Raw genomic sequence first — 7,204 nt, 5'->3', positions numbered from 1 at the left:
CCCCCACTTCGGTGGGGGCGGGCCTCTCCGTCTGTCTGGTGCCGCGCGCATCACGGGCGGCACCAGGCCCTGCCGGGAGCGCTCCTGCTCGGAGCGCTCCCGATCAGCGTGTTACTGCGAGCCGTACTTCTTGCTCATCATGTCGTAGACCTGCTGGGCACCCTTGCCCAGCTGCGGTCCGGCGAGCCAGGTGTTCTCGGCCGGGCCGATCGACGTGTTGGACACGAGCTTCGTCTTGTCGCCCACCATGCGGAACCAGCCGCCACCGGACGAACCGCCGGTCATGGTGCAGCCGATGCGGTACATCGTCGGCAGGGACGGGGACAGCGAGAGACGGCCCGGCTTGTCGATGCACTTGTGCATGGTCAGGCCGTTGTACGGCGGGGCGGCCGGGTAGCCCCAGGCGCCCATCGAGCTCACGGTCTGCGCCGACGGGGTCGAGAAGTCGACGTCGAGCGCGTTGCCGACCGTCTCCTCCAGGGACTTGCCGCCCTGCTCCGGCTGCACGTGCATCACGGCGTAGTCGTACGTCGCGCCCGCGCCGCCCGTCGGGCCGCCCTCGTTGATCCACTCGTTGGAGGTCGAGACCCAGTCGGCCCAGTACTGGCCGTAGGGGGCGACTTCCTGCGGGGCCGCGTTGCCCAGCTCGGCCTCGGACTTGCCCAGGTCGTTGTACGAGGGGACGAAGGCGATGTTGCGGTACCAGCCGCCCTCGGCGCCGCGGTGCACGCAGTGCCCGGCCGTCCACACGAGGTTGGACTTGCCCGGGTGGCGGGGGTCCTTCACGACGGTGCCGGAGCAGACCATCGAGCCCTCGGGGGAGTCGAAGAAGATCTTGCCGACCGGCGCCGCGTTCTCGTGGTACGGGGTCTTCTCGGGCTTGGCCCGGACCGGCGTCGGCTCGGGGTCGGTCGCGCCCTGGTCGGCGGTCGCGTCCTTCGCGGCGATCGTCTTGTTCGGGTCCTTGGCGTTCTTCATCCGCTCGGGCTTCCAGAGCCCGTCGATGACCGGGTTGACGAAGTCCTTGGCCTCACGCAGCCATTCGCTCTTCTCCCAGTTCTTCTTCCAGCCGCCGTTCTTCCACTCGTCCAGGTCGATGCCGTGGTCCTTGAGCTTGTCGGCGATGTCCGGCAGCTTCGAGCCGGAGTCGGAGCCGCTGTCGGCTCCCTGGGACGCGGTGGCGTCCGGCTTGTCGCTTGCCTTGTCGTCGCTCGGGCCGCAGGCCGTGGCGGTGAGCGCCAGGGTGGCGGCGAGGCCGGTGGCGGCGAGTGCGACGCGCCGTCCACGACTGCGCGCGAACGGCGCACGAGTGGAACGCATGGTGCTGTTACCCCCGTTGAGAATGTGTATTTGCCATGTACGTGTCATATGTCGACGCGGGGACTCCGCGGAACTCCGCATCGACGCAACACCCCACTATGCCTGTGAGGTTGAGTGCGAACGGCGGCGGGGTCGTGAAGATTTCCGGTGCCCCGCCGCCGTGTGTCGATCTAGCCGACCAGTCGTGTGTCAGCTCTGTCTGCCGACCTACTGACCGGCGAACTTCTTGCTGACCGCGCTGTAGATGCCCTTGGCTTCCTTGCCCAGGCGCGGACCGGCGAGCCAGCCCGCCGTCACCGGGCCGATGGAGGTGTTCGACACCAGCGCGGGCTTGCCGTCCTGGCCCTCGGCGACCCAGCCGCCGCCGGACGAACCACCGGTCATGGTGCAGCCGATGCGGTACATCGTCGGGTCGGGCTTGCTGAGCGAGAGCCGGCCCGGCTTGTCGGCGCACTGGAACATCTTCTGGCCGTCGAACGGGGGCGCGGCCGGGTAGCCGGTCGCCGTCATGCCGTCGATCTGCGGCACCGCGGGAGCGTTGAAGTCCACCGGCAGGGCCGAACCGACCGTCTCCTCGAGCGACTTGCCCTCGCTGCCCTTCTCCGGCTTCACGTGAATGACCGCGAAGTCGTACGGCGCGCCCTTGCCGCCCGTCGGACCGCCCTGCTCGATCCACTGGTCGGAGGTCTGTGCCCAGTCGCCCCACCAGACGCCGTACGGGGCGACTTCTTCCTTGGGGGCGTTCTGGAGTTCCTCGACCGACTTGCCGCTGTCGTTGTACGAGGGCACGAAGACCATGTTGCGGTACCAGCCGCCCTCGGCGCCCGCGTGCACGCAGTGGCCCGCGGTCCACACCATGTTGGACTTGCCCGGGTGGGCCGGGTCCTTGACGACGGTCGCGGAGCAGACCATCGAACCGTCGGGACCGTCGAAGAAGAGCTTGCCGGACTCGGCGACCTGGTCGTGGTACGGCGCCTTCACGGCAGCCGCCTTCACGGGCTTCGGCGTCGGGTCGGTGACGCCCTGGTCACCGGAGATGTCGTTGTCGTCGACCTTGCGGTCCGGGTTCTTGTCGGCGTCCCGCATCCGGTCGGGGTCCCACAGGTCCTCGATGATCGGGTTGACGAAGTCACCGGCCTCGCGGAGCCAGTCCTCCTTGTTCCAGTTCTTCTTCCAGCCGCCGTTCTTCCACTCGTCCAGGTCGATCCCGTGATCCTTGAGCTTGTCCTTCCACTCGTCCGGGATCTTGAACTTGTCGTCGCCGTTGCTGTCGCCGGGCTGCGACGAGGACGAGTCGCCGCCGGCGTTGTCGTCGCTGGGACCGCAGGCCGTGGCGGTCAGTACGAGCGCCGCGCCGAGCGCCACAGCGGCCGCCACGGGGGAGGTTCTGGTGCGCGCGCTCCTCCCACTACGTGCGGTGAAGAGCGGACGAATGGGTCGCATCGTGAGAATCCCCCTGGGCCTCGAAAACGTTCCGAAAAGCTGGACATCCGGGTGCGGAACACCCCTTGTGACCGGGTGCGGAACACCCCGTCCCTGATGAACGGCACCCCACACTATGCCGGTGCCGTTGGGGACGGCCGACGGAAGGGCAACGGTTCCGTCACGGCAAGGATCTTCCGATTAACCCGTGATCCCCCGGGACTCTCGTCGTTAGTACGTACGGGGGGTTCGTGGCATGCGTTCATCCCCCTGCCAACTTGCCATCGGGCACGCCCACATGGAGCTCTCCGGAATCCATGCGGGACGCGCTCATCCACAGCGGGAGGACCAACAGTCGTGGCCGTGACCGAGCCTGCGCCCGCGGCGGTGTCCGCAGCACACTCCGCGACGCACCCCGCCGCGCCCGCCGCACCCGCCGCGCCCGCCACGGGAACCCCCTCGGAACACTCCGGTGCGCACTCCGCGGCGCACGAAGGCATCCTGCGCCGCCAGTCGGCGCGCGAGTCAGCGGCGCGCACCTACGCGCGGGCCCTGCCGATCGTGCCGGTACGGGCGCGCGGCCTGACGATCGAGGGCGCCGACGGACGCCGCTACCTCGACTGCCTCTCGGGCGCGGGAACCCTGGCCCTCGGACACAACCACCCCGTGGTGCTCGAAGCGATCAGAAAGGTCCTCGACTCGGGGGCGCCGCTGCACGTCCTCGACCTGGCCACACCCGTCAAGGACGACTTCACCACCGAGCTGTTCCGCACGCTGCCGCGCGGCCTGGCCGACCGCGCGCGGATCCAGTTCTGCGGCCCGGCAGGCACGGACGCGGTGGAAGCGGCCCTGAAACTGGTCCGCGCCGCCACCGGCCGCGACGGCACGCTCGCCTTCACCGGCGCGTACCACGGGATGACCGCGGGGGCGCTCGAAGCCTCCGGCGGCGCACAGGACGTACGCGTCGCGCGCCTCCCCTATCCGCAGGACTACCGCTGCCCGTTCGGCCTCGGCGGCGCACGCGGCGCCGAGCTCTCCGCCCGCTGGACCGAGAGCCTCCTCGACGACAGCAAATCGGGCGTACCGGCACCCGCGGGCATGATCCTCGAACCCGTCCAGGGCGAAGGCGGCGTCCTCCCCGCCCCCGACGCCTGGCTCCGCAGGATGCGCGAGATCACCGCCGCGCGCGGCATCCCGCTCATCGCCGACGAGGTGCAGACCGGCGTCGGACGCACCGGCGCCTTCTGGGCCGTCGAACACAGCGGCGTCGTCCCGGACGTGATGGTGCTGTCCAAGGCGATCGGCGGCAGCCTTCCGCTGGCCGTCGTGGTCTACCGCGACGACCTGGACGTCTGGCCGCCCGGCTCCCACGCGGGGACCTTCCGTGGCAACCAGCTCGCGATGGCCGCGGGCGCCGCGACCCTCGCATACGTCAGGGAGAACGGCCTCGCCGAACGCGCCGCCACCCTCGGCGCCCGCATGCTCGCCCAGCTGCGCTCCCTGGCCGCCGAACACCCCTGCATCGGCGAGGTGCGTGGTCGGGGCCTGATGATCGGTGTCGAACTCGTGGACCCGACACGGGAGTCGGGGCTGGGTGCGGACCCGGCCCCTGTCTCGGACCCGACCCCGGCGGCAGACCCGGCGTTGGTCTCAGCCTCGACCCCGGCGGCAGACCCGGCGTTGGTCTCGGCCCCGGCCCCGGCGGCTGACCCGACCCTCCCCGCAAGGCCAGTTCAGTCCTCGGCCGCGCCCTCCCCATCGCCCATCCAGATCCCGATCCCGGCGCAAGGCACGCCGCCGCACGCCCCGACTCCGAGCGACCGCGACCCAGACACTCTTCCCTTCACTGTCCGGCCCTGCCCGCCGGCCCCCGAACTGGCTGCCGCCGTGCAGCGTGAGTGTCTGCGCCGCGGACTCATCGTCGAACTCGGCGGCCGCCACTCCAGCGTCGTACGACTTCTTCCTCCCCTCACCATCACCGACGAGCAGGCGGCAGCGGTCCTCGACCGTCTCGCCGACGCGCTGGCCGCCGCGTCGCGCCGTCCCCACGAGTAGCCAAGGCGGACTCGGTACCTCCCCGGCGGCCAAGAACCGCAAGGAAGAGTCCCGGCCTCGCCGCCCGACGGAGCCCGAACAACCCCACAAGGAATCTCTCTTGAACGCCACCCCCGCATCCGAAGGCCGTCCCCATCGCCACGCCCCAGGCGTGTGCGGCACGCAATCCTCACTGGTGGCGGAGTCCGGTACGGTCCCCCGGCAGAAGGGGGGAGGCCAGGAGTCCGAACGCCTGCGCGACATGCCCATCGACCTGCTGGAACACCCCGACCCGCACACCGCGGCGCAGGCGGCCGCCGTGGAGAACCTGCTGCGCTGCTGGGTCAGGGAGAACAACCTCCCCGGGCCCGAACAGGGCGCCCTGCGCATCCCGTTGGCCGCGAGCGGCACGGCCCTGCTCGTGCCCGTGCACTACTGGTCGGCGACCGGCTGGCACCGCTTCGGCCTCCCCTATCTCGCGGACGGCCCGGACAGCGCTCCTCCCGTCGACGCCGTGACCGTCGCCGTGCTCCTCGGCCGTGAAACCGCACGCAGCAAAGCGGCGACCCCGGAGCCGGAGGCGGACACGGAGTCCCCGGCGGACGCGGGACGTACCGCAGCGCCGGAGCCCACGGCCGACACGACCGACCCGCCCACGGACACCACCGAGCCCATCGACCTCGTCGACAAGGTGGACGGCGCCGACCTCGTCGGCCGGGTCGCGGATTCCGTGCGCCGCACCGCGGAGTTCATCGCCGACCGCCGCAACAGCCCGGGCGACGAACCCGACCTCTTCCTCGCCGCCGAACAATCGCTGCTCCTCGGCCACCCTCTGCATCCGACCCCCAAGAGCCGCGAGGGCCTGTCCGACACCGAATCCCGCCTCTACTCACCGGAGTTGCGCGGCGCCTTCGCACTGCACTGGCTCGCGGTCGACCGGTCCGTGCTCGCCATGGACTCGGCCTGGACCGAGCGCGGCCGCGCCGTCCCGGCCGATCAGCTCAGCACCCGCCTCGCCGGACCGGAACTGCCGCTTCCGGACGGCCGCGTGGCCCTGCCCGTGCACCCCTGGCAGATCCGCGAGCTGCGGCACCGCCCCGCCGCCGCCGACCTCCTGGACGCCGGACTCCTCCAGGACCTCGGCCCTCATGGCGCCCCGTGGCACCCCACCTCCTCCGTACGCACCCTCTACCGCTCCGGCGCGGCCGCCATGCTGAAGCTCTCCCTCGGCCTGCGCATCACCAACTCCCGTCGTGAGAATCTCCGCAAGGAACTCCACCGCGGCGTCGAGGTGCACCGGCTGCTGCGCAGCGGCCTCGCCGAGCAGTGGCAGGCCGCCCACCCCTGCTTCGACGTGGTCCGCGACCCCGCCTGGCTCGCCGTCACCGGACCCGACGGCGCCCCCGTCCCCGGGCTCGACGTGATGATCCGGCACAACCCCTTCGCTCCCGGCGACGACGCGACCTGCATCGCCGGACTCGTCTCGCCCAGGCCATCGGCACGCGCGGCCGAGCACGGCCGCCGTCCGATGCGGTCCCGGCTCGGCGAGACCATCACGCGGCTCGCCGGGCGAACGGGCCGTCCCCGAGGGGCCGTTGCCACCGAGTGGTTCCTGCGCTACCTCGAGACCGTCGTACGCCCCGTGCTGTGGCTGGACAGCGAGGCGGGCGTCGCCCTGGAGGCGCACCAGCAGAACACGCTCCTTCTCCTCGACCCGGAAGGCTGGCCGACGGGCGGCCGCTACCGCGACAACCAGGGCTATTACTTCCGCGAGTCCCGGCGCGCCGAACTCGACCGGCGGCTGCCCGGCATCGGGCAGGACAGCGACACGTTCGTCTCCGACGAGGTGACGGACGAGCGGTTCGCCTACTACCTCGGCATCAACAACGTCCTCGGCCTCATCGGCGCACTCGGCGCCGAACGGCTCGCGGACGAACGGCTGTTGCTGGCCGCCTTCCGCCGCTTCCTCGGCGACGTGGCGTCCGGCCCCGACAGGCTGCGCACCTCGCTGCCCGCGACGCTGCTCGACTCACCCGTACTGCGGTGCAAGGCCAATCTGCTGACCCGGCTGCACGGCCTCGACGAGCTCGTCGGCCCGGTCGACACCCAGTCCGTGTACGTCTCCATCGCCAATCCCCTTCATTACTGAGGAACATGCCCGACCCCTTCTGACAGGAGCGACGCCGTGCCCCCCACCGACGCGAGCACCGACACCGGGACCGAATCCGCGCAGGCCGGAGCCGACAGCACCGACACCCTCGATCTGCGCCTGCCCGACGAGCTCATCGGTCTGCTGGCCGAGACCGACGAGCAGGCCGCGCGGACCGGACGGATCGGTGGCGAGGAATCCGCCACGGACGACCTCCTCGACGGTGTCGCCGCATGGGGGCCGGCGACCACCGAGGCCGGGGTCTTCCAACTCGTGCCC

At 71.0% G+C, this 7,204-nt stretch carries 4 protein-coding genes and 1 pseudogene; 3 read left to right on the top strand and 2 right to left on the bottom strand.

Features of this window, described 5'->3' with window-relative positions; genetic code table 11:
- Positions 1-111 precede the first annotated feature (111 nt).
- Together ACFWZ2_RS43160 and ACFWZ2_RS43155 are read right to left on the bottom strand one after the other, a co-directional pair.
- Positions 112-1,320 carry a trypsin-like serine peptidase gene (locus ACFWZ2_RS43160; RefSeq protein ID WP_384555278.1) on the bottom strand — a complete coding sequence of 403 codons (1,209 nt, stop codon included), beginning with the start codon at positions 1,318-1,320 and terminating at the stop codon, positions 112-114.
- A 207-nt stretch (positions 1,321-1,527) separates the two neighbouring features.
- The gene (locus ACFWZ2_RS43155) at positions 1,528-2,763 is read right to left on the bottom strand and encodes a trypsin-like serine peptidase (protein ID WP_384555277.1); all 1,236 of its coding nucleotides are present in this window, start codon (positions 2,761-2,763) and stop codon (positions 1,528-1,530) included.
- Between the two features lie 336 nt (positions 2,764-3,099).
- Here ACFWZ2_RS43155 and ACFWZ2_RS43150 point away from each other — a divergent pair, with 336 nt between their 5' ends.
- The 3 genes and pseudogenes from ACFWZ2_RS43150 to ACFWZ2_RS43140 all read left to right on the top strand — a co-directional run.
- On the top strand, positions 3,100-4,797 hold the full coding sequence (locus tag ACFWZ2_RS43150; protein ID WP_384555276.1) for a diaminobutyrate--2-oxoglutarate transaminase family protein: 1,698 nt from the start codon (positions 3,100-3,102) through the stop codon (positions 4,795-4,797).
- Between the two features lie 241 nt (positions 4,798-5,038).
- Positions 5,039-6,925: an IucA/IucC family protein gene (locus ACFWZ2_RS43145; protein ID WP_384555275.1), complete on the top strand. Its 1,887-nt coding sequence runs from the start codon at positions 5,039-5,041 to the stop codon at positions 6,923-6,925.
- A gap of 36 nt (positions 6,926-6,961) precedes the next feature.
- Positions 6,962-7,204, top strand: a pseudogene (locus ACFWZ2_RS43140) (GNAT family N-acetyltransferase); the annotation flags it as partial.

It is taken from the genome of Streptomyces sp. NPDC059002 (genome assembly GCF_042740435.1).
Taxonomy (GTDB): Bacteria; Actinomycetota; Actinomycetes; order Streptomycetales; family Streptomycetaceae; genus Streptomyces.
Note: the sequence above shows the minus strand (reverse complement) of the source record. Positions and strands in the feature narration are given on the sequence as shown.

What these genes read in the sequence shown, in the direction of transcription:
- ACFWZ2_RS43160 (WP_384555278.1), bottom strand. Translation starts at nt 1,320, where the DNA reads ATGCGTTCCACTCGTGCGCCGTTCGCGCGCAGTCGTGGACGGCGCGTC.
- ACFWZ2_RS43155 (WP_384555277.1), bottom strand. Translation starts at nt 2,763, where the DNA reads ATGCGACCCATTCGTCCGCTCTTCACCGCACGTAGTGGGAGGAGCGCG.
- ACFWZ2_RS43145 (WP_384555275.1), top strand. Translation starts at nt 5,039, where the DNA reads ATGCCCATCGACCTGCTGGAACACCCCGACCCGCACACCGCGGCGCAG.